This window comes from Streptomyces sp. NPDC085596 (assembly GCF_044541565.1).
Classification (GTDB): Bacteria; Actinomycetota; Actinomycetes; order Streptomycetales; family Streptomycetaceae; genus Streptomyces.
Map to the genome: position 1 here is coordinate 1,087,494 of NZ_JBITTC010000001.1, position 21,664 is coordinate 1,109,157.

Annotated in this window: 20 protein-coding genes and 1 tRNA gene; 7 read left to right on the forward strand and 14 right to left on the reverse strand. The window is 71.7% G+C overall.

Annotation, left to right across the window (positions count from 1 at the left end):
- Positions 1 to 350: 350 nt before the first annotated feature.
- Positions 351 to 959 (reverse strand): DUF2017 domain-containing protein, encoded by a 609-nt coding sequence (locus tag ACIGA3_RS04995; protein WP_399710595.1) that lies wholly within the window; start codon positions 957 to 959, stop codon positions 351 to 353.
- A 10-nt stretch (positions 960 to 969) separates the two neighbouring features.
- Positions 970 to 1,335 (reverse strand): ATP-dependent Clp protease adapter ClpS, encoded by a 366-nt coding sequence (gene clpS, locus ACIGA3_RS05000; RefSeq protein WP_399710597.1) that lies wholly within the window; start codon positions 1,333 to 1,335, stop codon positions 970 to 972.
- Between the two features lie 8 nt (positions 1,336 to 1,343).
- Here clpS and ACIGA3_RS05005 point away from each other — a divergent pair, with 8 nt between their 5' ends.
- A complete protein-coding gene (locus ACIGA3_RS05005; protein ID WP_399710599.1) occupies positions 1,344 to 2,690 on the forward strand; it encodes a nicotinate phosphoribosyltransferase in 1,347 nt (448 codons plus the stop codon).
- 94 nt (positions 2,691 to 2,784) lie between these two features.
- Complete coding sequence (locus ACIGA3_RS05010) at positions 2,785 to 3,378, forward strand: isochorismatase family protein (RefSeq protein WP_399710601.1); 594 nt, start codon at positions 2,785 to 2,787, stop codon at positions 3,376 to 3,378.
- Between the two features lie 41 nt (positions 3,379 to 3,419).
- Here the strand turns inward: ACIGA3_RS05010 and ACIGA3_RS05015 are convergent, their stop codons facing one another.
- Complete coding sequence (locus tag ACIGA3_RS05015) at positions 3,420 to 3,725, reverse strand: hypothetical protein (protein ID WP_399710603.1); 306 nt, start codon at positions 3,723 to 3,725, stop codon at positions 3,420 to 3,422.
- A 121-nt stretch (positions 3,726 to 3,846) separates the two neighbouring features.
- Positions 3,847 to 6,204, reverse strand: a complete 2,358-nt coding sequence (locus ACIGA3_RS05020) for an immune inhibitor A domain-containing protein (RefSeq protein ID WP_399710605.1) — start codon at positions 6,202 to 6,204, stop codon at positions 3,847 to 3,849.
- Between the two features lie 372 nt (positions 6,205 to 6,576).
- Here ACIGA3_RS05020 and ACIGA3_RS05025 point away from each other — a divergent pair, with 372 nt between their 5' ends.
- The gene (locus tag ACIGA3_RS05025; protein ID WP_399710607.1) at positions 6,577 to 6,879 is read left to right on the forward strand and encodes a hypothetical protein; all 303 of its coding nucleotides are present in this window, start codon (positions 6,577 to 6,579) and stop codon (positions 6,877 to 6,879) included.
- 91 nt (positions 6,880 to 6,970) lie between these two features.
- On the opposite strand, the gene ACIGA3_RS05030 is transcribed toward ACIGA3_RS05025, so the two are convergent.
- Together ACIGA3_RS05030 and ACIGA3_RS05035 are read right to left on the reverse strand one after the other, a co-directional pair.
- Positions 6,971 to 7,708 carry an RDD family protein gene (locus ACIGA3_RS05030; RefSeq protein WP_399710609.1) on the reverse strand — a complete coding sequence of 246 codons (738 nt, stop codon included), beginning with the start codon at positions 7,706 to 7,708 and terminating at the stop codon, positions 6,971 to 6,973.
- Between the two features lie 69 nt (positions 7,709 to 7,777).
- Complete coding sequence (locus tag ACIGA3_RS05035) at positions 7,778 to 9,028, reverse strand: RDD family protein (RefSeq protein ID WP_399710611.1); 1,251 nt, start codon at positions 9,026 to 9,028, stop codon at positions 7,778 to 7,780.
- 234 nt (positions 9,029 to 9,262) lie between these two features.
- Between ACIGA3_RS05035 and ACIGA3_RS05040 the strand changes: the two genes are divergently transcribed.
- Positions 9,263 to 9,676 carry an SsgA family sporulation/cell division regulator gene (locus ACIGA3_RS05040; RefSeq protein ID WP_399710613.1) on the forward strand — a complete coding sequence of 138 codons (414 nt, stop codon included), beginning with the start codon at positions 9,263 to 9,265 and terminating at the stop codon, positions 9,674 to 9,676.
- A gap of 11 nt (positions 9,677 to 9,687) precedes the next feature.
- Here ACIGA3_RS05040 and ACIGA3_RS05045 read toward each other — a convergent pair whose 3' ends face one another.
- On the reverse strand, positions 9,688 to 11,103 hold the full coding sequence (locus ACIGA3_RS05045) for an FAD-binding oxidoreductase (protein WP_399710812.1): 1,416 nt from the start codon (positions 11,101 to 11,103) through the stop codon (positions 9,688 to 9,690).
- A gap of 92 nt (positions 11,104 to 11,195) precedes the next feature.
- Here ACIGA3_RS05045 and ACIGA3_RS05050 point away from each other — a divergent pair, with 92 nt between their 5' ends.
- The gene (locus ACIGA3_RS05050) at positions 11,196 to 12,674 is read left to right on the forward strand and encodes a tetratricopeptide repeat protein (RefSeq protein ID WP_399710615.1); all 1,479 of its coding nucleotides are present in this window, start codon (positions 11,196 to 11,198) and stop codon (positions 12,672 to 12,674) included.
- Positions 12,675 to 12,728: 54 nt separating this feature from the next.
- On the opposite strand, the gene hppD is transcribed toward ACIGA3_RS05050, so the two are convergent.
- The gene (gene hppD, locus ACIGA3_RS05055; protein ID WP_399710616.1) at positions 12,729 to 13,874 is read right to left on the reverse strand and encodes a 4-hydroxyphenylpyruvate dioxygenase; all 1,146 of its coding nucleotides are present in this window, start codon (positions 13,872 to 13,874) and stop codon (positions 12,729 to 12,731) included.
- Between the two features lie 123 nt (positions 13,875 to 13,997).
- On the opposite strand from hppD, the gene ACIGA3_RS05060 reads away from it, so the two are divergent.
- The gene (locus ACIGA3_RS05060; protein WP_399710618.1) at positions 13,998 to 14,477 is read left to right on the forward strand and encodes an Lrp/AsnC family transcriptional regulator; all 480 of its coding nucleotides are present in this window, start codon (positions 13,998 to 14,000) and stop codon (positions 14,475 to 14,477) included.
- Here the strand turns inward: ACIGA3_RS05060 and ACIGA3_RS05065 are convergent.
- The 4 genes from ACIGA3_RS05065 to ACIGA3_RS05080 all read right to left on the reverse strand — a co-directional run bounded on the left by ACIGA3_RS05065 (position 14,474) and on the right by ACIGA3_RS05080 (position 19,591).
- Positions 14,474 to 15,265, reverse strand: a complete 792-nt coding sequence (locus ACIGA3_RS05065) for a S16 family serine protease (RefSeq protein ID WP_399710620.1) — start codon at positions 15,263 to 15,265, stop codon at positions 14,474 to 14,476. The genes ACIGA3_RS05060 and ACIGA3_RS05065 overlap by 4 nt on opposite strands.
- Before the next feature lie 49 nt (positions 15,266 to 15,314).
- Entirely contained in the window at positions 15,315 to 15,956 is a 642-nt protein-coding gene (locus ACIGA3_RS05070) for an IclR family transcriptional regulator (RefSeq protein WP_399710622.1), read from the reverse strand.
- A gap of 280 nt (positions 15,957 to 16,236) precedes the next feature.
- The gene (locus ACIGA3_RS05075) at positions 16,237 to 18,030 is read right to left on the reverse strand and encodes a DEAD/DEAH box helicase (RefSeq protein WP_399710624.1); all 1,794 of its coding nucleotides are present in this window, start codon (positions 18,028 to 18,030) and stop codon (positions 16,237 to 16,239) included.
- 160 nt (positions 18,031 to 18,190) lie between these two features.
- The gene (locus ACIGA3_RS05080; RefSeq protein WP_399710626.1) at positions 18,191 to 19,591 is read right to left on the reverse strand and encodes an MFS transporter; all 1,401 of its coding nucleotides are present in this window, start codon (positions 19,589 to 19,591) and stop codon (positions 18,191 to 18,193) included.
- 177 nt (positions 19,592 to 19,768) lie between these two features.
- Here ACIGA3_RS05080 and ACIGA3_RS05085 point away from each other — a divergent pair.
- Positions 19,769 to 19,840 (forward strand) — tRNA-Cys (locus tag ACIGA3_RS05085).
- A 30-nt stretch (positions 19,841 to 19,870) separates the two neighbouring features.
- Here the strand turns inward: ACIGA3_RS05085 and ACIGA3_RS05090 are convergent.
- Positions 19,871 to 20,353, reverse strand: a complete 483-nt coding sequence (locus ACIGA3_RS05090) for a DUF6083 domain-containing protein (protein WP_399710628.1) — start codon at positions 20,351 to 20,353, stop codon at positions 19,871 to 19,873.
- A gap of 86 nt (positions 20,354 to 20,439) precedes the next feature.
- Complete coding sequence (locus ACIGA3_RS05095) at positions 20,440 to 21,567, reverse strand: SUKH-4 family immunity protein (RefSeq protein WP_399710630.1); 1,128 nt, start codon at positions 21,565 to 21,567, stop codon at positions 20,440 to 20,442.
- Positions 21,568 to 21,664: the final 97 nt, after the last annotated feature.

A 21,664-nucleotide genomic window follows, 5' to 3' on the forward strand; every position in this document is an offset into this window, starting at 1 on the left:
GCCTCGGATCGGGTTTCGATCCCCCCGGAACTGATGGAGTGGGCAGGTTGCGAGCCCGCCCGTGCCTGGCCGGCGGTCGCCGGCTCGGTGGCGCACCCGGCCGAACATGGATGGTGTTCGCCGGGCGATCGTGAAGATTTATCACGGCCGCAATATTGAGCAAAGAGGGGTCCTGCGGCGCTCTGTGGCGCACCACACAGGAAGAACCGGACAAAGTACGCCCGAATGCGTCAAAAGCGGCCGCAACGGTAACGCGATCGTTATCCGGAGTTGAGCGTCCTCTGAGCGAACACGAAATCCGGCGGTGTCCGCTCATTACGGACACCGCCGGACGCCCCTACGACATCGGGCTACGGCATCAGGGTCGAGACCAGGGTCTCCTGGAGGCCGCCCAGCCAGAGATAGGCCAGCACCATGGGCTTGCGCGGGTCCTGGTCCGGAAGGTGGTACAGCGGGTCGGTGTCGTCCTCGTCGGAGATCTCCAGCCGGGAGCCGATGGCCAGGCGCAGGTCGTTCAGCGCGCCGAGCCACTGCCGGGACTGCTCCGGGGACAGCTTGAGCACCGCCTCGCCGCCCTCGGCCGACGACGCGATCCGGTCCAGGGTGCGGATCACCGCGAGGGCGGTCTCACGCTTGCCGGCGCGCAGGTCGTTCTCGGTGTAGCGGCGGAACTCGGCGGAGTGCGCGTGCCGTTCCTCGGCCTCGGCCGGGTCGCCCGGCTCCAGCTCGGGGTCGGTGTAGGCGTCCGGGAACAGCCGGCGCAGCACCGGGTCGGCGGGCGGCTCGCTGGGGCCCTCGGCGAAGAGCTCGGCGAGCGGGTCGCCGCCGGCGTCCTCGGCCGGGCCGGGGCCGATCAGCTCCAGGAGCTGGACGGCCAGCGAGCGGATGATGGAGATCTCGACGTCGTCGAGCGCGACGGTCGCGCCGCCGCCGGGGAGCGGTTCGAAGTGTCCGGGCATCTGTGTCGGTTTACTTCCGGTCCTGCTGGAGGGTGGCCCACAGTCCGTAGCCGTGCATCGCCTGCACGTCGCGTTCCATCTCCTCGCGGCTCCCGCTGGAGACGACCGCCCGGCCCTTGTGGTGGACATCGAGCATGAGCTGGGTGGCCTTGTCCTTGGAGTAGCCGAAGTACGTCTGGAAGACGTAGGTCACATAGCTCATGAGGTTGACCGGATCATTGTGGACGATCGTGATCCAGGGGACGTCCGGCTCGGGTACGGCGAAGACCTCTTCCGCCGATTCGGTGCGTTCGATCTCTACGGGCGCGGGTGACGTCACACAGCCATGCTGCCACGCACCCCAGAAATCGTCACACTGACGAAATGGGAGTACCATCCGTCGTCATGAACACAGCGGACCTTGGGCTGCCGGTCGAAGTCCCGTCGACGGCGCTCTTCACGGACCAGTACGAGCTGACCATGCTGCAAGCCGCGCTGAAGGCCGGGACGGCCGAGCGGCGCAGTGTGTTCGAGGTCTTCACCCGCCGCCTGCCGCACGGCCGCCGCTACGGCGTGGTCGCGGGCACCGGCCGGGTGCTGGACGCGGTGACGAACTTCCGTTTCGACGCCGGGATGCTGGCCTTCCTCGGCGAGCGGGGGATCGTCGACGAGGCGACCCTGAAGTGGCTGGCGGACTACCGCTTCCAGGGCGACATCTGGGGCTACCCCGAGGGCGAGGTCTACTTCCCCGGCTCGCCGCTGCTGCGGGTCGAGGGCAGTTTCGCGGAGTGTGTGCTGCTGGAGACGGTGATCCTTTCCATCCTCAACCACGACTCGGCCATCGCGGCCGCCGCCTCCCGGATGTCCTCCGCCGCGGGCGGCCGGCCGCTGATCGAGATGGGCGCCCGCCGCACCCACGAGCTGGCCGCCGTCGCCGCCGCGCGCGCCGCGTACGTGGGCGGCTTCGCCACCACCTCCGACCTCGCCGCGGGCTTCCGCTACGGCATCCCGACCGTGGGCACCTCCGCGCACGCCTTCACCCTGCTGCACGACCAGGAGCGGGACGCCTTCCGCGCCCAGGTCGACGCCCTCGGCGCGGACACCACGCTGCTGGTGGACACCTACGACGTCGCGGAGGCCGTGCGTACGGCGGTGGAGGTGGCCGGCCCCGAGCTGGGCGCGGTGCGCATCGACTCCGGCGACCTGCTGCTGGTCGCGCACCGGGTGCGGCAGCAGCTGGACGAGCTGGGGGCGCGGGACACCCGGATCGTGGTCACCTCCGACCTTGACGAGTACGCCATCGCCTCGCTGGCGGCGGCGCCCGTGGACGCGTACGGGGTGGGCACCCAGCTGGTCACCGGGTCCGGGCACCCGACCTGCTCGATGGTCTACAAGCTGGTCGCCCGCGCGGAGTCCGCCGATCCTTCGGCGCCGCTGGTGCCGGTGGCGAAGAAGTCCACCGGCGGCAAGACGTCCATCGGCGGCCGCAAGTGGGCGGCACGGCGGCTGGACTCCTACGGGGTCGCGGAGGCCGAGGTCGTGGGCACCGGGCCGGTGCCGGCCGAGCTGGCCGACCGGCAGTTGCTGGTGGAGCTGGTCAAGGGCGGCGAGGTCGTCGCGCGCGAGCCGCTGGACGCGGCTCGCGCGCGGCACATCGCGGCGCGGGGGAATCTTCCGCTGTCCGCGACCCAGCTCTCGCGCGGGGAACCCGTCCTTCCGACGGAGTACCTGCACCTGCCCTCGGGTAGCTAGAGCGGGACCGCGTACGCCCCCTTACTGCCCCCTCCCGCAAGAGGCCGGAAGTCTCTAGGCTCGATTCCTTGGACCCCACTCGAAGGACACCACCATGCGCCGCGCCTTGATCGTCGTAGATGTGCAGAACGACTTCTGCGAGGGGGGCAGCCTCGCGGTGGCCGGTGGGGCCGACGTGGCCGCCGCGATCACGGAGCTGATCGGCCAGGCGGCCGGTTCCGGCTACCGCCATGTGGTGGCCACCCGTGACCACCACATCGCGCCCGGCGGCCACTTCGCCGACAACCCGGACTACGTCAACTCCTGGCCGGCGCACTGCGTCGCGGGCACGGAGGGGGTGGGTTTCCACCCCAACTTCGCCCCCGCCGTCGCCTCCGGCGCGGTGGACGCGGTCTTCGACAAGGGCGCCTACTCGGCCGCCTACAGCGGCTTCGAGGGCACGGACGAGAACGGTGCCACGCTGGCCGACTGGCTGCGCGCCCGGGGCGTCGAGGAGGTCGACGTGGTGGGCATCGCCACGGACCACTGCGTACGGGCCACCGCCCTGGACGCGGCGAACGAGGGTTTCCGCACGCATGTCCTGCTGGAACTGACGGCGGGCGTGGCCCAGGAGACCACGGCCAAGGCCCTGGAAGCGCTGCGCGAGGCCGGCGTCCAGCTCACGGGCAAGCCGGTGGTAAACGCGTAGCCACCGTGCGCGACCGGCCACGACGGACCCGCACCCAAAAACTACGGCTGAACCGCAGAGGATCGCAGCGCTCGGATGGGGCGCCACAGGCCCGTGCCCTCCACCGGGGCCGTGCGCCATATGAGGCCGTCGGGGTGGTGGAGGACGGCGGTCACCTCGTCGGGGGTGGGCGGGGCGGCGTTGCCCCGCAAGTACACCGACCACAGTCCAAGATTACGCAGCCGGGTCAGCGCCCGAGCCCGATTCCCGGCATGCACCAGAACCCGCACACCGGCGGAGCCGTGCGGCAGGTTCAGCGCCACCACGACCGTCCCACCCGGCAGCTTGCAGAATCCCCCTGCGGCCATGCGGTCACATCCCCGTTCACTCAGGTGTCAATAAGCGATCCACAGGACGCACCTAAACACGATCGGCGGCGACCCGCCAGGGGGTCACCGCCGATACGTCTCTGACCTGCGAAGATGCCGCTTACTTCACCGCGGGCCCGACTTCGAGCTCGATCGTGGAGCCGTCCTTCGCCTGCTCCTTGATCTTGATCTTGGTGTTGGTGTCAGTGATCTTGACGCCACCGGTCGGGTTCGAGGGGTCGTAGTACGTGTTGGTGCGGTCGTTGAAGACCGACACCCCCTTCTGCGACTTGATCTTCGTCGCCTTGCCCGCCTTGTGCAGCGTGATGCCGTCCGTGGAGTCGAGCGAGAACGGCGAGTCGTACGCCTGCATCCGGTTGCGCAGCAGCGTCCCGTCGGACCACTTCAGCGCGGTCGGGTGGGCGTCGACGGGCAGGATCAGACCGGTGCCGGGGTGCGCGTCGGCGTTGGTGTTGTTGTCCGCCTGGGAGGTGTCCCACTTCCAGATCAACAGGCCGTTCTGGTACGGGTAGTGCTCCACCCAGTCGGGCCGGTCGGTGCCGGTGAAGCCGAAGTTGTACGGGCCGACCTTCAGCGTCTTGTCGTACGACACGTACTGACGGTTCTCCGCGAGGTAGTACTGCGCGTAGTCCTTGGTGAAGGACGCGCCGATGCGGGAGAACCCGGTCGCGGCCCAAGAGGCGTCAGCCGCCTCGGCGTTGTCGGAGAACAGCGGGGTGCCGTCCGCGGTGACCGTGATCTCGTCGGCCGCGAAGCCCTTGAGGGCGACACCGCCGTCGGTCTGGTAGCGGAAGCGGAGCTGGATCTTCTTGCCCGCGTAGGCGTCCAGCGAGTACGACAGCTTCTTGTAGCCGTCGGCCGTGCCGGTCAGCGCGGGCTTGTCGGAGCCGTCACGCGGGATCGGCGCGCCGTCCACCGTGCCGTCCAGGGCAGTCCAGTTGGCACCGTCCGTGGACGCCTCGGCGTAGAGGTAGTCGTAGCCGGACTCGATGTCGTACCAGCCGTCCAGGCCCAGCGTGGCCGAGGACTTGCCGGTCAGGTCGACCGAACGGGTCAGCGTGTTCTTGAGGTTGTCACCGCTGCCGCTCCACCACTGGGTCGCGCCCTGGGCCGGGGTGACGATCTCGGTCTTGACCGCCTTGTCCGGCAGCGAGACCAACAGGGCCTGCCGGTACTTGGTGTTGTACTCCGCGAGGCCGAGCTTGTGCCAGGAGGAGACGCCCGCCTTGGCGGTGTCGTAGGTCAGCCAGCCGAGCTGGAGCTTGTCCCAGGCGTTCATGTCGCCGGGCAGGTCGCCGATGGCGTCCTTGCCGGTGCCGAGCCAGGAACCGGAGGACATCAGGGTCCAGAAGCCGGTGGAGTTGTCTCCGCCTTCGGTGTCGTACTCGTCCGGCAGACCGAGGTCGTGGCCGTACTCGTGGGCGAAGACGCCGAGTCCGCCGTTCTCCGGCTGGATGGTGTAGTCGCCGACCCAGACGCCGGTGTCGCCGACCGGGGCGCCGCCGAGCTTGTTGCCCGTGGGACCGGTCGCGCCCGCGTCGGTGCCGAACGCGTACCAGCGGTGCGCCCAGATGGCGTTCTCGCCCTCGGCGCCGCCGCCCGCAGACTCGTCCTCACCGGCGTGCACGATCTGGAAGTGGTCGACGTAGCCGTCCGGCTCGTTGAAGTCGCCGTCGCCGTCGTAGTCGTAGCGGTCCCACTGGTCGTACTTGGCCAGGTCCGCCTTGATGGCGGCGTCGGACTTGCCGGCCGCCTTCTGCCCGGCCACCCAGGACTTCAGACCGTCGCCGACGACGTTCCACACGCTGGTGCAGTTGGTCTGGCCGCAGGCGTTGTTGCCGTAACGGGCCTCGTTGTAGGGGACCTTGACCCAATCAGAGACCTCGCCGTCGACCGAGTAGCGGCCCGAGGACTGCTTCTCGTAGTACTTCTTCAGCGACTCGGTCCTGTCACCGGTGCCGAAGTAGAGGTCCTGGTAGTGCTTCTGGTCGTAATCCTTCTGCCAGGCCGTGGAGTTGTCCTTCTTGCGGTCCGGCGCGGCGATCTTGTTGTGCAGCGGGCCGGGGGTGCCGCCGAACTTGGGGTCGGCCTGGTCCCCGAACTCCACCAGGATGGTGAAGATCTTGTCGGTCTTCTCCCGGCTCAGCTCGACGTACTTGCTGTCGCCCTTCTTGCTCTTGAGCTGGACGACCTTGGAACCGTTGCGCTCCTTCGCCTCTGCCTTGCCGGCGATGAGCTGGTTCAGGGCCTCCTGGCGCTGAGCGTCCTGGGTCTTGCTCAGCGGGCCGTCGAGGTCGTGCTCCCGCTGTCCGGCCGGGGCCGGGTCGTGCCGGTTCTCGGCCGCCGGGCGGGGCGTCGTGCTCGCCTCCGCGACGGCGAAGGTGGCGAAGGTGGCGGACGACGCCGCGAGGGCCACGCCTATCGCCGTGGCTCTGAACGTCCAGGGTCTGCTGGTCACTTGAGATCCTCCCCCGCGCCGCGCGCACGGCAGGAGGGTTCCGGACCTTGGAAGATTCCGTGCGCGCACGATCAACGCGTGTAGTCAAGTGCCGTAATTTGACTAGAGGTTCGGCAGAAAAGACAGACCTTGACTTGTGCAGGACAACTGCACTATGCGGAGCCGGCGTTCGCTTTACGAACGCGCGCGACCCCTGAACGGGCGCGTGCATACGCCCAGTTGGCGTGGACCATGACTCCGTGCGCCCCCTGTGCACCGCCCCCTGGGGTGAGGTGGGGCTTACCTGGCACAGGACTCGGGCATGCACGCGAATAGAGTCGAAATGGCGCCGAAGCTCACCCCCTACCCCCGTCTTCCGAGGACACGATTGCCATGCCTCGTCCGACCGTCGCACAGCTCGTCTACGGTTCCTGCACCGTGATCCTCTCCACCGTCGCCATGCTGGCCCTGTCCCAGACCGGTTCGGGCCTCGGTGTCGCCGTCATCGCGCTGGCCGCGCTCGCCCTCGGGCTGCTCGTGGCCATGACGGTGCCGCTGCCGGGGCCGCGCCCGGCCCGGTCCGCCGCCGCCGGGCAGGCACCGGCCGAGCCCGCGCGCCTGGCGGAGCGGGCGTCCGCGCGCCGCCGTCCCGTCGGCGCGTCGGCGGAGTCGGTACGCGGCCGCGCGGCCTCCTGAGGGGCGGCCGCCGACAGAGACCACACGCCGGAGCGGCGGGCCGGGGACTCCTCCCCCGCCCGCCGCTCCGGTGCGCCGCGCCCCGGTCCGGTCAGGTGGTGCTGACCACCACCGTCTTGGCCGCCTTGTCGTGCAGACCCTGCTTGTACGGACGGTCGAAGTAGCTCCAGCCACCGCAGATCGCGGTCCAGACACAGGCGCAGCAGAAGGCGAACGGCAGCCACAGCACCAGCGCCCGGATCAGCGAGGACTGCGGGGAGGGGGTGGCGCCGTCGTGCAGGTTGGCCACCCGCATCTTGAACCAGCGCATCCCGAGCGTCTGTCCGGTGCGGGCGATCAGGATGGTGTCGTAGGCGACGTAGAGGACGGCGGCGATGATGGACTGGCCGAGCGACTTGCCGACCTCCATGCGGTCACCGTTCACGTCGTACTGATGCACCCCGAACGCCCAGGTCAGCAGCCATACGGCGATACCGACGATGATCATGTCGATGATGCGGGCGACGGTGCGCTTGCCGCTGTCCGCGAGCGGGGGCATGCCCGCGAGGGGGTCGCCGGGACGACCGGGGCCACCGGGACCCTGAGGCCCGCCCCCGTACGGGCCACCCCCGTAGGGACCGCCGCCGCCTCCGTAGGGGCCGCCACCCTGAGAGCCACCCCCGTAGGGGCCACCCGAGCCGTAGGGGTCGCCGCCCTGGGGCGGGGGCTGCTGGGCGCCGTACGGACGGTCGTACGGTGAGCCCGACCCCTGGTCCGACGGGGGCCGCTTCCTCAGCGGGTCGTCGTCGGGGGGCTGCGGTCCGGAGCCGGGGGGCGGTTCACTGCTCATGGCACCGAGTCGACCGCGAACACCCCGCCGCCGCACCCGGCGGGCGGCCGTACGGGGGACCGCCGGACCCTACTCGGCCACGAAGGTGTGCGCCGCCTTGTCGTGCCAGCACTGGCGCCACGGCCGGTCGAACAGCCCCCACAGCACACCGACGACCCCGATGACGAGGACCCCGGGCACGCTGTAGACCAGCCAGCGGCGCAGCGCGGCCCCGAAGGACGGGGGTTCGTGCCCCTCGATGTCCCGCACCTGGATGCCGCACAGCCGCTTGCCGAGGGTGCGGCCCCAACGGGCGGTCGGCAGCACCTCGTACACGACCCCGAAGACGAGGAGGACGCCGAGCACGATACCCAGGGAGGCGGCGGTGGTGCCGTCGAGCAGCCAGACGGTGACGGTACGGCCGGACAGCCGGGCCGCCTCGATCTTGCTCTGCACATGGTCGACGGCGCGCACACCGAGCGGGACCGCGGCGGCCGCCGTCACGGCGCCGATGAACACGTTGTCGATCAGGCGGGCGGCGAAGCGCTTGCCGAGACCGGCCGGGCGGGCCGCCGCCTGGCGTCGCACGACCGCGAGGAACGGGTCCTCCACCGGCGGCTTCCACGGCACGACGGGCTGCTCCTCGCCGGCCCCGGCCAGGTGGTGCACCTGCTGCGCCCAGGAAGCCTGGCCGCCGCCGGGTCCGGGGGCGAGGGGGCCTCCGGCCTGGGGCGGGAGTACGGGGGTCACGGGGGCGGGGGCGGCCGGCTGCGGGACGCCGGGCCAGTCCCCGCCGGGCTGTCTGCGGGGGTCCGCCGGGGCCTGCGCGGACTGCCCCGGCACCTGGGGTGCGACGGCTGCCCGGGCGGCCGGCCCGGCGTCCGCGTCGGGGGCGGCCCCGAATCCCGCCGGTCCGCCCACAGGACCCTGAGCCGCGCCCGGGGCCTGCCCCGGCGTCCTCGCGGCCCCGGCCTCCCCGGCATCGCCCGCCCGCACCCGCCGGAACGTCATGGTCCCATCGTCCCGCTGAACCCCCGCCGCCGGGCCCGGAGTCGGCCGCCGGAAGAGGAACGTGTCCGGGGGCGCCTCGCCCTGGCCCGCCGGACCGTCGGCGGAGCCGCCCTCGTCGAAGAAATGCGGACCCGTCTCCTCCACAGGGGGCGTGGCAGGGCCGGAGGTTGACGGCGCGGTGAGCGGCTCGCCGTCCGCGGGGGCGGGGCGGCTGGTGCCCGGCACCCAGGCGGCGCCGTTCCAGTAGCGGACGTAGCCGGGGATGGACGGGTCCGGGTAGTAGCCCTCACGGGGCCTGTCGTCACCGTGGGCCGGCGTAGGGGCGCTCATGTCCGTCGTCCCGTATCTGCTCGGGGGTGGAAGGGAGCCTCCACATCTATCAGACCCAGGGCGCCCCACACCCCTCTCCGGCCGGACCCGACCCCTTCCGGGCGATGCCTCAGGGGTCCTCGGCACCCGTTGGAAAAAAATTTCCGGGAACCCGCGTAATGACCGCGCCCCTGCCCCCTCTCTCCTTGCACGGGCCCGTCCGAGCGGCCCCCGGTCAGCAGAAGGAGACAGATCATGGAGCACACGGTGGTGGAGCGGGAACTCGAGCTGAAGCTCATCCTTTCGCCCGAGCGGAGCATTCCGGTCCCGGCCCGGCTCGCCTACCGGTCCGACGACCCCTACGCGGTCCACATCACCTTCCACATCAACTCCGACTTCCCCGTGCACTGGACGTTCGCCCGGGAACTCCTCGTGGAGGGCGTGTTCCGGCCGTGCGGGCACGGGGACGTGCGGGTGTGGCCGACGAAGGTGAACGGCCGCAGCGCGGTGCTGATGGCGCTCAGCTCGCCGGACGGCGACGCCCTGCTGGAGGCGCCCACCCCACAGGTGTCCGCCTGGCTGGAGCGGACGCTGCGTGCGGTGCCGCCGGGCGCCGAGGCCGCCCAGCTGGGGATCGACGACGCCCTCGACCAGTTGCTGGCCCGGTGAGGGGCCCCGGCTCAGAAGAGCTTGCCGGGGTTGAGGATGCCGAGCGGGTCGAAGACGCCCTTCACGGCCCGCTGCATCTCCAGCCCGACCGGGCCGAGTTCACGCGCCAGCCACTCCTTCTTCAGCACGCCCACCCCGTGTTCACCGGTGATGGTGCCGCCGAGTTCGAGGCCGAGGGCCATGATCTCGTCGAAGGACTCGCGGGCGCGGCGGGACTCGTCCTCGTCGCGGGCGTCGAAGCAGACGGTGGGGTGGGTGTTGCCGTCTCCGGCGTGCGCGCACAGGCCGATGGTGAGGTCGTACTTGGCGGCGATCCGCTCGACGCCCTCCAGCATCGCGCCGAGTCTGGAGCGGGGCACGCACACGTCGTCGATCATCGTGGTGCCCTTGACCGCCTCCAGCGCGGTGAGCGACATCCGGCGTGCCTGGAGCAGGAGTTCGGACTCGGCGGCGTCGTCGGCGACGACCACCCCGGTGGCTCCGGCCGCCTCGCACAGGGCGCCGACGGCGGCGAGGTCGGCGGCGGGCTCGGGGGTGTCGAAGGCGGCCAGCAGGAGCGCCTCGGTGGTTTCCGGCAGACCCATCCGGGCGAAGTCGTTGACCGCCTTGACGGTGGTGCGGTCCATCATCTCCAGCAGCGAGGGCACATGGCCGCCGGCCATGACCTGGCACACCGCGTCGCAGGCTTCGGCGGCGGTGGCGAACTCGGCGGCCAGTACCAGCTGCCGGGGCGGCTTGGGCCTGAGCGCGAGCACGGCGCGGACCACGATGCCGAGCGAGCCCTCGGAGCCGACGAAGAGCCGGGTCAGGTCGTACCCGGCGACGCCCTTCGCGGTGCGGCGGCCGGTGGACATCAGGCGGCCGTCGGCGAGGACGACGTCCAGCCCGAGGACGTACTCGGCGGTCACCCCGTACTTGACGCAGCACAGGCCGCCCGAGGCGGTGCCGATGTTGCCGCCGATGGTGCAGGTCTCCCAGCTGGAGGGGTCCGGCGGGTAGTACAGGCCGTGTTCCTCCACCGCGCGGGAGAGCACGGCGTTGACGACGCCCGGCTCGACGACGGCGATCCGGTCGACGGGGCTGATCTCCAGGATGCGGTCCATCTTGGTGAGGGACAGCACGATGCAGCCCTCGGTGGCGTTGGCGCCGCCGGACAGCCCGGTGCGGGCGCCCTGCGGGACGACCGGCACGCGCAGCTCGGTGGCGGTGCGCAGCACGTGCTGGACCTGTTCGACGGTGCGTGGCAGGACCACGGCGGCGGGGGCCCCGGCCGGGCAGAAGCTCGCCATGTCATGGGCGTAGGAGGCGGTGACGTCGGGATCGGTCAGCACGGCCCCGGCGGGCAGCCCCGCCAGCAGCGCTTTGGCGAGACTCCCGGCGGGCACGGTGTCGCCGTCACGGGGTGCTTCGATACGGCTCATGATCACAGCGTGGCACTCGGGGCCATCGGTGTGAACCCCGCACGCGCCGTGCTTGGGCCGACCGGATGTGGTCGTCATATTGACGCACAGTGAGCGGCATGGCGAAGAGACAGTACGGCGACTCCCAGCCCGGTACGTCCCTGGTGGCCGAGCCCCCGCCGCACCGGCCCCGGCGATGGCTGGGCCGCACGCTGCTCACCGTGGTGGCGGGCGGGGCGGCGGCGAGCGCGGCGCTGACCCTGCTGCCGCAGGAGGCGCCGCAGCGGGCCCGGCACCGGCCCCCGGCACCCGCGCCCGGACCGCAGGCGCGGGCGCTGACGGCGGTCACCACCGGGGTCCCCGCGGCGCTGCCCGACCTGACGGAGCTGATCACCCGGCAGGAGAACGGGGTACGGGCCCGGCCCGCCGACGCGCGTGCCTGGGCGGTGCTGGGCACGGCCTACGTGGCGCGGGCCCGGCGCACGGCCGACGCGGCCGACCTCCCGCGCGCCGAGCGGGCGCTCGGCACCTCGCTGAAGGTGCGCGGCACCAAGAACGCCGAGGCGCTGGCCGGGATGACCGCGCTGGCCAACGCCCGCCGGGACTTCCCCTCGGCCAAGCGGTACGGCGAGCAGGCGCTGAAGCTGACCCCGAAGCGGTGGTCGGCGTATCCCCCGCTGATCGACGCGTACAACGGGCTCGGTGACTACACCGCCGCCCGGAACACCCTGGACAGGCTGATGGCGCTGCGCACCGCCCCCGCCGACCGCCCGGCCGTGATGGCGCGGGCCTCCGCCGTGTACCGGGACCGGGGCTGGCGCGAGGACGCGGCGGCCCAGCTGACGGACGCGGCGGCGTCCGCCGGCACGCCCGCCGAGCAGGCGGCTTATCGCGCGGGAGTAGGCCAGTTGGCGTGGGAGCGCGGCGAACTGCCCGAAGCCCTGCGCCAGTTCACAGAAGCCCTCCGCCTGGACCCGGCCGAGGCGACGGCGGGCGCCGGCAAGGCCCGCACCCTCGCCGCGCAGGGCCGTGGCCCCGAGGCGCTCACCGCGTACCGCTCGGCCCTCGCGAAGCGGCCGGGCGCGGAAGTCACCCTGGAACTCGCCGAGTTGTACGAGTCACTGAACCGCACCCAGGACGCCGAGGCGCAGTACGAGCTGGTGCGGAAGCGCGCGGAGAAGTCGGCGGCCGACGGGGTCGACGAGGAGCTGGTGCTCGGCCGTCTTGAGGCGGACCACGGGGACCCGCAGGAGGCGGTGACCCGGCTGCGGGCCGAGTACCAGCGGCAGCCCGGCATCGAGGTGGCCGACGCGCTGGGCTGGGCGCTGCACCGGGCGGGCGACGACGAGGAGGCGCTGACCTTCGCCACCACCGCCACCGACAAGGCGAAGGGCGGCGGGGTGCGCAGCGCGCTGCACGCCTTCCACCGGGGCATGATCGAGTACGAGCTGGAGCGGTACGGGTCCGCCCGGCGCCACCTTCAGGACGCGCTGCTGGTCAACCCGGCCTTCTCACCGCTGTGGGCGCCCGAGGCGCGGGCGGCGCTGAAGGACCTGGGCGAGGTGACGGAGGGCCCATTGCCCGCCGACGCGCTGTGAGTCGGGGGCGCGAGGAGCTCCTCGCGCCCCCGACTCAGCCTGTGCGGAGGAGGATTACAGGTTGCCCCGCTTCTCCTGCTCCCGCTCGATGGCCTCGAAGAGGGCCTTGAAGTTGCCCTTGCCGAAGCCCATCGAGCCGTGGCGCTCGATGAGTTCGAAGAACACCGTCGGCCGGTCCTGGACCGGCTTGGTGAAGATCTGGAGCAGGTAGCCGTCCTCGTCCCGGTCGGCGAGGATCTTCATCTCGCGCAGGGTCTCGATGGGCACCCGGGTGTCGCCGACCCACTCGCCGAGGGTGTCGTAGTAGGAGTCCGGGGTGTCGAGGAACTGGACGCCGGCCGCGCGCATGGTGCGTACGGTGCGCACGATGTCGTTGGTGGCCAGCGCGATGTGCTGGACGCCGGGGCCGCCGTAGAACTCCAGGTACTCGTCGATCTGGGACTTCTTCTTGGCGACGGCGGGCTCGTTGAGCGGGAACTTCACCTTCAGGGTGCCGTCCGCGACGACCTTCGACATCAGCGCGCTGTACTCGGTGGCGATGTCGTCGCCCACGAACTCCTTCATGTTCGTGAAGCCGAGGACGTTGTTGTAGAACGCCACCCACTCGTCCATCTTGCCGAGTTCGACGTTGCCGACGCAGTGGTCGATCGCCTGGAAGGTGCGGCGCTCGGGCGGCTCGACGATCGGGTCCGCGGCGACGAAGCCGGGGAGGTAGGGGCCGTCGTAGCCGGAGCGCTCGACCAGGGTGTGGCGGGTCTCGCCGTAGGTGGCGATGGCGGCGAGGACGACGGTGCCGTGCTCGTCCTTCACCTCGTGCGGCTCGGTGAGCGGCCGGGCTCCGTGCTCGACGGCGTACGCGAACGCGGCGCGGGCGTCCGGGACCTCGATGGCCAGGTCCACGACGCCGTCGCCGTGCTCGGTGACGTGCCGGTCGAGGAACTCGCCCCAGGGGGTGGTGGGCCGGATCACCGAGGTGAACACGAACCGGGCGGCGCCGTTCTCCAGGACGTAACTCGCGGTCTCGCGGCTGCCGTTCTCCGGTCCGGAGTAGGCGACCAGGCGCATGCCGAAGGCGCTGGAGTAGTAGTGCGCGGCCTGCTTGGCGTTGCCCACGGCGAAGACGACCGCGTCCATTCCCTTGACCGGGAAGGGGTCGGCCTGCCGGGCGGTTTCGGGAGTGTGCTGAGTGGTCTGCGTCATGCTCGAAGGGTGGCCCCGCTCTGCAAGGTGCGCAATAGTTCCCGTATTCGCTGGGCAGTCTGTTCAGCCGTACGGCGGCACCGGCGGGCTTTCTGTACAGGATGACCATCCCTGGAGGACGTCGTGGCGATCGATCAGCTGGACGGGCAGATCCTGGTGCTGCTGGCCGAGGAGCCGCGGATCGGCGTGCTGGAGATGTCCCGGCGGCTGGGAGTGGCGCGGGGCACCGCCCAGGCGCGGCTGGACCGGCTGCGCTCGCGTGGGGTGATCCGGGGGTTCGGGCCGCAGGTGGACCCCTCCGCGCTCGGCTATCCGGTGACCGCGTTCGCCACGCTCCAGATCCGGCAGGGCCAGGGTCCTGACGTACGGGCGCATCTGGCAGGCGTGCCGGAGGTGCTGGAACTGCTGACCACGACGGGCACCGGGGACATGCTGTGCCGGCTGGTGGCCCGCTCCAACGCCGATCTGCAACGGGTCATCGACCGGGTGGTCGGCTTCGACGGCATCGTCCGCGCCTCCACGGCGATCGTCATGGAGAACCCGGTACCGCTGCGGATCATCCCGCTGGTGGAACAGGCGGCGGGGGAGTTCGAGGGGGACTAGCAGCTCGGGATCTTCCCCGTGCCCTTCTCCAGGGCGATCAGGGAGTTCACGGCGCCGTCGAGGTTCGTGACCGGGATCAGACGCAGGCCCTTGGGCAGGTTGGTGTGGGCGTCGGCGCACTCGGCCTTCGGCACCAGGAAGACGGTGGCGCCGTCGCGCCGGGCGGCCTGTGTCTTCAGGGCCACCCCGCCGACCGCGCCGACCTTGCCGTCCGCGTCGATCGTGCCGGTGCCGGCGATGGTCCGGCCGCCGGTGAGGTCGCCGCCGCTGCCGTCGCCGGCCAGCTTGTCCACGATGCCCAGGCTGAACAGCAGGCCCGCGCTGGGCCCGCCCACGTCGGCGAGGCGCAGCGTCACCTTCACGTCGTCGGGGTCCTTGCGGAGGTGGTCCAGCGCCGCACTGGTCGCCGCGTCCTGGGACTGCCGCATCTGGGCGGTGTTGTGCTTCTCGATCTCCTTGACGGTGTCCCCGGTCGGGTACACGGCGTCGTACGGCATCACCGCGCGGTCGGTGCGGAACCAGTTGTCGACCACCTGTCCGAGGGAGACCCGCGTGTCCGGCGAGGTCGCCTCGATGGTCGTCATCCGCAGCTCACCGGAGGTCTTCCGGGACTGCGCCCCCGCCACGGTGATGACCGGCGTCCCGTCGTTCTTCCCCAGCACGTTCGCCGTCATCCCCGGCTGCGCCACCGCGAACGGCAGCGGCGCGAACACCGCGACAGCGACCAGCCCCACGACAGGCAGAGCGCAGAGGGCGATGGTCCGGGAACGCGAGAGACGTGAGAGCACGGAGTAAATCTAACGCGCCGCTCCGCCCCGACCGGGGGCGGCCGGGAGGCTACCTCAGCGCGTCCGCGACCTCGCGGGCCGCTTCCACCACGCGGGGGCCGACGCGGTCCGGGACGGCGTCGGTGAGCATGACCACGCCCACGCTGCCCTCGACGCCGGTGACGCCGAGGAGGGGGGCGGCGGCGCCACTCGCACCCGCCTCCAGTTCGCCGTGGGTGAGGGTGCAGCCGGGGTCGGCGGACGGGGAGCGGCGGGCGGCGAGGATCGCCTTGCCGGCGGCGCCGCGTTCCAGGGGGTGACGGAAGCCGGCGCGGTAGGCGACGTGGTAGTCCGTCCAGGTCGGCTCGACCACGGCGACGGCGAGCGCCTCCGTACCGTCGACCAGGGTCAGATGGGCGGTGGCGCCGATGTCCTCGGCCAGCGAGCGCAGCGCGGGCAGGGCCGCCTCCCGTACCAGCGGATGCACCTGGCGGCCGAGCCGCAGCACCCCGAGCCCGACGCGGGCGCGGCCGCCGAGGTCGCGGCGGACGAGCGCGTGCTGCTCCAGCGTGGCCAGCAGCCGGTACACCACCGTCCGGTTCACCCCCAGCTTGCCGGACAGCTCGGTGACGGTCAGCCCGTGGTCCGTGTCGGCGAGCAGCTTGAGGACGCGCAGTCCCCGGTCGAGCGTCTGGGAGGTCTCCGCGGTCACGACGCCCCCTCCTTCTGCGGTGAGGCCGGCGCCCTCCGAGCGGCGCGCGTCACCGAGCCCCGTCGGCGACGCGTTTCAGAGGCCGCCGATCGGCAGGACGGCCCGGCGGCTGTCGGACCCGTCGCTTCACGGCTGCGCTCCGCGGCGGCGCTGCCACGGGGCGTGTGCGTAGCGGGACAGTAGCGAGCCGGTCCGCTCAGCGGAAGACTCGGTCCAGAATCCGGTCAGACCCCGTTCCGGCCTGCCAGTATTCGTCCGCATACGCGCACCGGGGCCTGCTTCAGCGCATCCGGGTGGCCCACTCGCTCATCTTGGCGATGCGCTGCTTCAGCTGTCCGGCGGTCGCCTCGGCGCTCGCCGGGCCGCCGCAGATCCGGCGCAGCTCGGTGTGGATCACGCCGTGCGGCTTGCCGCTCTGGTGGACGTAGGCGCTGACCATGGTGTTGAGCTGCTTGCGCAGCTCCATCATCTCCTTGTGGCTGACCACCGGGCGCCGCTCGGCGGGCAGCTCCAGCAGGTCGGCCTCGGTGTCCGGCCGCTTCTTGCTGTGCGCGATCTGCCGGGCCTGCCGCTTCTGGAGCAGCAGCTGCACCTGCTCGGGCTCCAGCAGTCCGGGGATGCCGAGGTAGTCCTGCTCCTCCTCGCTTCCCGGGTGGGCCTGCATGCCGAACTCGGCGCCGTCGTAGAGAACCCGGTCGAAGACGGCCTCGGACTCCAGCGCCTCGAAGGAGAACTGCTCCTGCTCGCCGGTGTCCTCGTCCTCCTGCTTGTTCGCCTCCTCCATCTCCTTCTCGGACTCGGCGTACGGGTCCTCCTCACCCTCCTTCTTCGGCTTGTCGAGGGCGTGGTCCCGCTCCTTCTCCATCTCGTTGGCGAAGGTCAGCAGGTCGGGGACGGTCGGCAGGAACACGGACGCGGTCTCGCCGCGCCGCCGGGACCGTACGAAACGGCCGACGGCCTGGGCGAAGAACAGCGGGGTGGAGATGGTGGTGGCGTACACGCCGACGGCGAGCCGGGGCACGTCGACGCCCTCGGACACCATGCGGACCGCGACCATCCAGCGGTCGTTGCTCGCGCTGAAGTCGTCGATGCGCTGGGAGGCGCCGGTGTCGTCGGAGAGGACGAGGGTGGCCTTGTTGCCGGTGATCTCGCGGATCAGCTTGGCGTAGGCGCGGGCGGAGTCCTGGTCGGAGGCGATGACGAGGGCGCCGGCGTCGGGAATCGCCTTCCGGACCTCGGTGAGCCGCTGGTCGGCGGCGCGCAGCACGCTCGGCATCCACTCGCCGCGCGGGTCGAGCGCGGTGCGCCACGCCTGGCTGACGGCGTCCTTGGTCATGGGCTCGCCGAGCCGGGCGGCGATCTCGTCGCCCGCCTTGGTCCGCCAGCGCATCTGGCCGCTGTAGCTGAGGAAGATGACGGGGCGGACGACGTGGTCGGCCAGCGCGTTGCCGTAGCCGTAGGTGTAGTCGGCGGCGGAACGCCGGATGCCGTCGTTGCCCTCCTCGTACGTGACGAAGGGGATCGGGTTGGTGTCCGAGCGGAACGGCGTACCGGTCAGCGTCAGGCGCCGGGTCGCGGGCTCGAACGCCTCCAGGCACGCCTCGCCCCAGGACTTGGAGTCGCCGGCGTGGTGGATCTCGTCCAGGATCACCAGGGTCTTGCGCTGCTCGGAGCGGTTGCGGTGCAGCATCGGGCGTACGCCGACACCGGCGTAGGTGACCGCGACACCGTGGTAGTCCTTGCCGACCGGGCCCGCGCTGTACTCCGGGTCGAGCTTGATCCCTATCCGCGCGGCGGCCTCCGCCCACTGCTTCTTCAGGTGCTCGGTCGGCGCGACGACGGTCACCTGCTGCACGACGTGGTGGTGCAGCAGCCAGGAGGCGAGCGTCAGCGCGAAGGTCGTCTTGCCGGCGCCGGGGGTGGCCACGGCGAGGAAGTCACGCGGCTGCTCCTGGATGTACTTGTCCATCGCCCCCTGCTGCCAAGCGCGCAGCTTGCTGGCGGTGCCCCAGGGGGCGCGGCCGGGAAAGGCGGGGGACAGATGGTTCGAGGCGGAAGCGGCGGTGGTAGTCACGGTCTCCGGGGGTGGGGGCGTAGGACGGCTCGGCTACGTATGACAACCGGGCCACCCTACCGGCGCCACCGACTCCGCCGGGCTCGGACGGGGCGGGGGGCGGGGCGGGTGGGACTGAGGTCACAGTCGGCGCGAGTGCCGGGGCGGGAGGGCCTCCCGGTCAGCTCCTCGCCCGCAGCCGCGTCGTCACCCACGCCCCCACCAGCGCCACCCCCGCCATGGGCAGGAAGACCGCCGCGAAGGCGGGGGTGCCGTCCGAGCCGAGGGTGGCGAAGGCGGCGCCGGCGGTGGCCAGGAGGACGACGTTGGAGAGGGCGTCGGAGATCTGGAGGGCGGCGGAGTTGGCGCCGGCCTCCGAGGGGGCGGAGAGTTTCAGCAGGAGCACGCTGGTGGAGGAGATCACCAGGCCCATCCCGAAGCAGCCGAACCCCCACGCGACCGCGACGGTCCACACCGGCACGGCGGGCACGAGCACGGCGGGCGCGGCGGCGATGGCGGCGGCCACCAGCACCATCCCGAAGGTCATCAGCCGCTCCCGGTACGGCTCCATCCGGTCCCGCGACTGCACCCACGACGCCGCCGCCCAGGTCAGCCCGCCCGCGGCCAGCGAGAACCCGGCGAGCGTCGGCGACAGCCCCCGCTGGGTGACGAGCATCAGCGGTACGAAGGACTCGGCGGCGATGAACGACCCCGCCGACAGCCCGCGCAGCAGCACGACGGAGGGCAGCCCGCGCACCGCCCGGTACGTCCCCCTCGGCAGCAGCCGCAGCACTGCGGGCACCAGCAGCGCGGCGCCGAGGAGACCGGGCACCAGCGAGAGCGGACGCAGTTCCTGGGCCGCGTACTGCACGAGCCCGGCGCCCAGCGAGACGGCGAGCGCGAGCCGGATGCGCCGCCGGTCGAAGGCGGGGGTACCGGAGGCGTGGTCCACCGGCCCGCTCGCCCGGCGCCGGATCTGCGGGAGGGCGAGGCCCAGCGGGAGGAGGACGAGGAGGGGGATGCCGAGAAAGACCCAGCGCCAGCCGAGGTGTTCCGCGACGGCACCGGAGGCGAGGGGGCCGACGATGGACGGCACGACCCACGCGGCGGCGAAGCTCGCCATGATCGCGGGCCGCAGCCGCTCGGGGTAGGCCCGGCCGACGACCACGTACACGGCGACGATCACCAGCCCGCCGCCGAAGCCCTGCACCGCGCGGCCCAGGATGAACACCCACATCACCTGCGCCGTCCCGGACACCACGAGCCCGGCCGCGAACGCCCCGATCCCGGTGCTGAGCGCGGCGAGCGGCCCCCGCCGGTCCGCCCACTGCCCGGCGAGCACCATGCCGGTGAGGCTGGTGGTGAAGTACCCGGAGAACGCGAAGGCGTACAGCGAGACCCCGTCCAGCTCCCGCGCCGCGACCGGCATCACGGTCCCGATGGCGGTCGCCTCGAACGCGATGAGCAGCACGACGGAAACGATCCCCACACTGAGCGCCCGATGCGCCCGCCCCAGCACACCCCCCTCTTTGAGAAGGGCCAGGTCGGCGACAGCATTGTCAGAAGACTCAAGGGCGGCCATACGGGCCAGAGTAAGGCCCGTAGCCAAGGTTGACCCCTGTCCGAAGCCCCACTCGTCCTACGACCTTGGCCGTACGCCCCCACTCCCGCGTGAACGCCGCGTGGCAGTCACATTGCACCCCCCGAGCTTCCCTTGCCCCCACTCCTCCAACCCGCCTACGTTCGTTCCACAGCACACGGCCGTGTGCCCGAGTGGTTCAGGGACTCGCCTGCAAAGCGAGTTACGCGGGTTCGATTCCCGCCACGGCCTCTGTTTCCACCCACGAGTGGGCGGGATGCCTCAGCCGATGTTCGGCAGTGCCTCCGGGGCGTCCTCGCCGTCCGCCTTGCGGCGGGCGCGGCGAGCATTTTCCTGGCGTACGGCGTCCAGCCAGCGCCACAGGCCGATCTCCTCCAGCTTGAGCCCTGGGCAGGCGATCAGATGCGGTATGCGGCAGAACCCGCCGGGGCTCGGCTCCGCCTCGCGGCTGTTCCACGCCGTGTCGTTGGTGTCCACGTACCAGCGGTGCCAGGCCGGCACCATGTGCGCCGGGACAAACAGGTCCGGTTCGAGAAGGACATGGATGCCGTAGTAGGTGACGCGCCGGTCGCAGGTCAGCCCGCAGTGGCGGCAGTTCGGAGGCTCCGGCGGCTCGGGGCCCGTCGCTCCCTCCATCGCGGCCTGGGCGCGGTCGGTGTTCTCCCAGGGCCGGGGAGCGTCGGGCGAGGGCTGTCGATGGTGGTCGGGGCCAGGTAACGGGATGAGGCTCGAATCGTCCCCCATGCTTCCGAGCGTGCCGGTGGCATCCGGAGTGAGGTAGGGCGCGGCGAGGGCGCAAAGGGAGCAGAACGCCAGGAGCCGAGCGCCCCTCAGAGCACCCCGCCCGCCCCATCCCGCAGCAGCTCCGTCCAGTAGTGCCAAGTCGGCACAGGGGACGTCCCCGTCGGGTCGAGGGAGGTCAGCGTGTCGATCATCGCCGCTGCCAGCTGGTCGTAGGCCAGCGTCGTCAGCTCGTGCGACAGGTGGTCGTCGATGGTGCGTTCGTGGTGGAGGAGCCAGAGGGTGTAGGCGAGGGTGGAGATGTCGGTGTTGAGGGGGTGGAGGGTGGCGTCGGGCTCGGAGAAGGTGAGGATCGCGCCGGTGCGGCCGTCGAGGACGAGGGTGGTGTCCGGGGTCAGGGGGCCCAGGTGGATGAGGTGGTCGGCGTGGGCCGGGAGGTCCTCGCACTCGGCCGCGTAGTACTCCGTGAGCGTCGGCAGGAGCAGCTCCGTGTCGACCACCTCCTCCGGCAGCCCCGTCTCGCGGAGGAAGCGGCGCGTCGGGCCGTGGGTGAGCGTGGCCGGGAAGTCGACCTCCTCGAAGCGGGCCACGCGCCCGTGCCCGAACTCTGCGTCCAGCAGCCGCCCCGGCATCTCCAGCGCCAGCCCGGCCACCCCCGGCGCGGCGACCAGGGACAGCGGGCGGATCAGCGCCGCCGCCTTCCAGTACGCCGGGACCGCCCCGTCCGTGCCCTCCTCGAACAGCGCCAGCAGCCGCCGGGAAGCCTCGCCGACCGCACCCGGCCCGTACTGCCCCGCCAGGGAGGCGAACCGGCCGCGCAGGCCCGCCAGTTCCTCGGTGACGGCGGCGAAGCGCAGCATGGTGGTCAGCGACGGCGCGAAGGGCCGCGCGCCGGACGGGTCGACGAGATACGCGGTGGTGATCTCACCGGTGGCGCCGTCGAGCAGTATCGACTCGCGCTCCATCCCGGCCGGGTTGAGCAGTTCGCCGATGACCAGCCGGTCGCGCAGCTCGTCCGCGAGCCGGCACGGACCGTCGGTCGCGTCGGCCAGCCTGCGCAGCCCGTGCGTGCGCAGCGGCGCGAAGGTCAGCAGGCCGGTGTCCGGGGGCAGTCCGGGTCCGGTGAGCAGGCCGCGCGTCGGCGCGTGCGTGACCCAGCGGTCCAGCTCGGCCTCGGTCAGTGTGATCGCCGTGACCTCGGCATCGGTCATGCTCATGGCTCGCTCCCCCGCGATCTTCCCTGGTACGGCGGGCTCCGCGTGCGGCGGCCGTCCCCCGACTCCTAGGACCCTAGACCGCACCACTGACAACGCC

Excerpts from the sequence above, each read along its gene's own strand:
- ACIGA3_RS05090 (WP_399710628.1), bottom strand. The coding sequence starts at position 20,353 with ATGGGGGACGATTCGAGCCTCATCCCGTTACCTGGCCCCGACCACCAT.
- ACIGA3_RS05050 (WP_399710615.1), top strand. The coding sequence starts at position 11,196 with ATGGCGAAGAGACAGTACGGCGACTCCCAGCCCGGTACGTCCCTGGTG.
- ACIGA3_RS05005 (WP_399710599.1), top strand. The coding sequence starts at position 1,344 with ATGAACACAGCGGACCTTGGGCTGCCGGTCGAAGTCCCGTCGACGGCG.
- ACIGA3_RS05015 (WP_399710603.1), bottom strand. The coding sequence starts at position 3,725 with ATGGCCGCAGGGGGATTCTGCAAGCTGCCGGGTGGGACGGTCGTGGTG.
- ACIGA3_RS05035 (WP_399710611.1), bottom strand. The coding sequence starts at position 9,028 with ATGAGCGCCCCTACGCCGGCCCACGGTGACGACAGGCCCCGTGAGGGC.
- ACIGA3_RS04995 (WP_399710595.1), bottom strand. The coding sequence starts at position 959 with ATGCCCGGACACTTCGAACCGCTCCCCGGCGGCGGCGCGACCGTCGCG.
- ACIGA3_RS05080 (WP_399710626.1), bottom strand. The coding sequence starts at position 19,591 with ATGGCCGCCCTTGAGTCTTCTGACAATGCTGTCGCCGACCTGGCCCTT.
- ACIGA3_RS05040 (WP_399710613.1), top strand. The coding sequence starts at position 9,263 with ATGGAGCACACGGTGGTGGAGCGGGAACTCGAGCTGAAGCTCATCCTT.
- ACIGA3_RS05030 (WP_399710609.1), bottom strand. The coding sequence starts at position 7,708 with ATGAGCAGTGAACCGCCCCCCGGCTCCGGACCGCAGCCCCCCGACGAC.
- ACIGA3_RS05025 (WP_399710607.1), top strand. The coding sequence starts at position 6,577 with ATGCCTCGTCCGACCGTCGCACAGCTCGTCTACGGTTCCTGCACCGTG.
- hppD (WP_399710616.1), bottom strand. The coding sequence starts at position 13,874 with ATGACGCAGACCACTCAGCACACTCCCGAAACCGCCCGGCAGGCCGAC.
- ACIGA3_RS05010 (WP_399710601.1), top strand. The coding sequence starts at position 2,785 with ATGCGCCGCGCCTTGATCGTCGTAGATGTGCAGAACGACTTCTGCGAG.
- ACIGA3_RS05095 (WP_399710630.1), bottom strand. The coding sequence starts at position 21,567 with ATGAGCATGACCGATGCCGAGGTCACGGCGATCACACTGACCGAGGCC.
- clpS (WP_399710597.1), bottom strand. The coding sequence starts at position 1,335 with ATGGTACTCCCATTTCGTCAGTGTGACGATTTCTGGGGTGCGTGGCAG.